The sequence below is a fragment of the Limimaricola litoreus genome (assembly GCF_024159025.1).
GTDB classification, from domain to species: Bacteria; Pseudomonadota; Alphaproteobacteria; order Rhodobacterales; family Rhodobacteraceae; genus Limimaricola; species Limimaricola litoreus.
Window position 1 is genome coordinate 1 of record NZ_JAMYXC010000189.1, and the last position, 1,835, is coordinate 1,835.

Consider the following 1,835-nt stretch of genomic DNA (forward strand, 5'->3'; position numbering starts at 1 on the left):
GTTCTTGCTGCGCGACGGGCTTCGGGCCGAGGCGGAGTGGCGCGCGCGCGCCGTGGCGCGCCGCCCGGCCTGGCCGCGCAAGATGATGGCCTCGGGCCTCACCGGCATCGGCGTGGCGCTTGCGGCGTGGTCCGGCGATGGCGGCATCATCGGCGCGGCCCTCTACGGGCTGGCCGCCTCGGGGCTGCATGTCGCCGCCTTCGGGATCGACCCGATGTCGGACAAGCGGATCGAGGGGGTCGACGATCACCAGCAGGACCGCGTGGCCAAGGTGGTGGACGAGGCCGAGAGCTATCTTGCACAGATGCGCGAGGCGGTCTCGGCCCTGCGCGACCGTCGCCTCGACGAGCGTGTCACCGCCTTTCAGGCCCGCGCGCGGGAGATGATCCGCACCGTGGAGCGCGACCCGCGCGATCTGACGCAGGCGCGGCGCTACCTGGGCGTCTACCTGATGGGCGCGCGCGACGCTTCGGTGAAATTCGCCGATCTGTGGTCGCGAAACCGCGACAGCGCGGCGCGGGCCGAGTATGAATCGCTCCTGACGGATCTCGATGCCAACTTCGCGGCCCGCACCGAGACGATGCTGCTCTCGGACCGGACCGACATGGATATCGAAATCCGGGTGTTGCGGGACCGCCTGGCGCGCGAGGGCGTTGTGGCGAAGTCTGAAGAAGGGAACGAGTGATGTCCGACAAGACCCGCGACGCGGCAGCCGCCCGCATGACCGAGATCGAGGTGCTGAACGACGCGCGCTTGCCCGACCCGGGGCCCGAGCTGACGCTCGAGGCCGCCGCGCCCGAACAAAGCGCCGAGATCCGCAGGCGGATGATCGAGATCGACCTCGACGACACCAATTCCATCGTGCGCTTCGGCTCGGGCGCGCAGGCCGAGCTGCAGCAGATCAGCCAGTCGATGTTGCAAGGCGTGCAGAACAAGGACGTGGGCCCGGCGGGCGACAGCCTGCGCGACATCGTCGCCACGATCCGCGGCTTCGACGTGGGCGAGCTTGACCCGAACCGCAAGCGGTCGCTGTGGGACAAGCTGATGGGCCGCGCCAAGCCGCTGGCCAAGTTCACTGAGCGCTTCCGCGAGGTACAGGGCCAGATCGACCGGATCACCGACGAGCTTTTGCGCCATGAGCACGCGCTGATGAAGGACATCGAGAGCCTCGACGTGCTCTATGACAAGACGCTCGCCTTCTACGACGAGCTCGCGCTCTACATCGCCGCCGGCGAGGCGCGGCTGAAGGAGATCGATGAGACCGAGATCCCGGCCCAGCAGGCCCGGGTCGAGGCCGCCCCCGAGGAGACGCAGGTCATGGCCGCGCAGGAGCTGCGCGACATGCGCGCCGCGCGCGACGATCTGGAACGCCGGGTGCACGACCTCAAGCTCACCCGCCAGGTGACGATGCAGTCGCTGCCCTCGATCCGTCTGGTGCAGGAGAACGACAAGAGCCTCGTCACCAAGATCAACTCGACCCTCGTGAACACCGTGCCCTTGTGGGAGACGCAGCTGGCGCAGGCGGTGACGATCCAGCGCGGCGCCGCCGCGGCGGGCGCCGTGCGCGAGGCGAACGACCTGACCAATGATCTTCTGCGCTCGAACGCCGAGAACCTGCGCTCGGCCAACAAGGCGATCCGCACCGAGATGGAGCGCGGCGTCTTCGACATCGAGGCGGTCAAGGCGGCGAATGCCAACCTTATCGCCACGATCGACGAAAGTCTCGACATCGCCGACGAGGGCAAGCGCAAGCGCGCCGAGGCCGAGGCCGAGCTGCGCCGCATGGAAGAAGAGCTGAAATCGGCGCTGGGCGCCGCGCGCGGCCGCGCCGCGAC

General features: G+C 68.9%; 2 protein-coding genes. Both read left to right on the forward strand.

The window, feature by feature from the left end:
* Positions 1–685 (forward strand): 5-bromo-4-chloroindolyl phosphate hydrolysis family protein (locus tag NHG85_RS12085; RefSeq protein WP_253332700.1); only part of this gene is annotated, 685 nt, incomplete at its 5' end.
* On the forward strand, positions 685–1,835 hold a 1,151-nt coding region (locus tag NHG85_RS12090; RefSeq protein WP_253332701.1), incomplete at its 3' end, for a toxic anion resistance protein. The genes NHG85_RS12085 and NHG85_RS12090, both read left to right, overlap by 1 nt.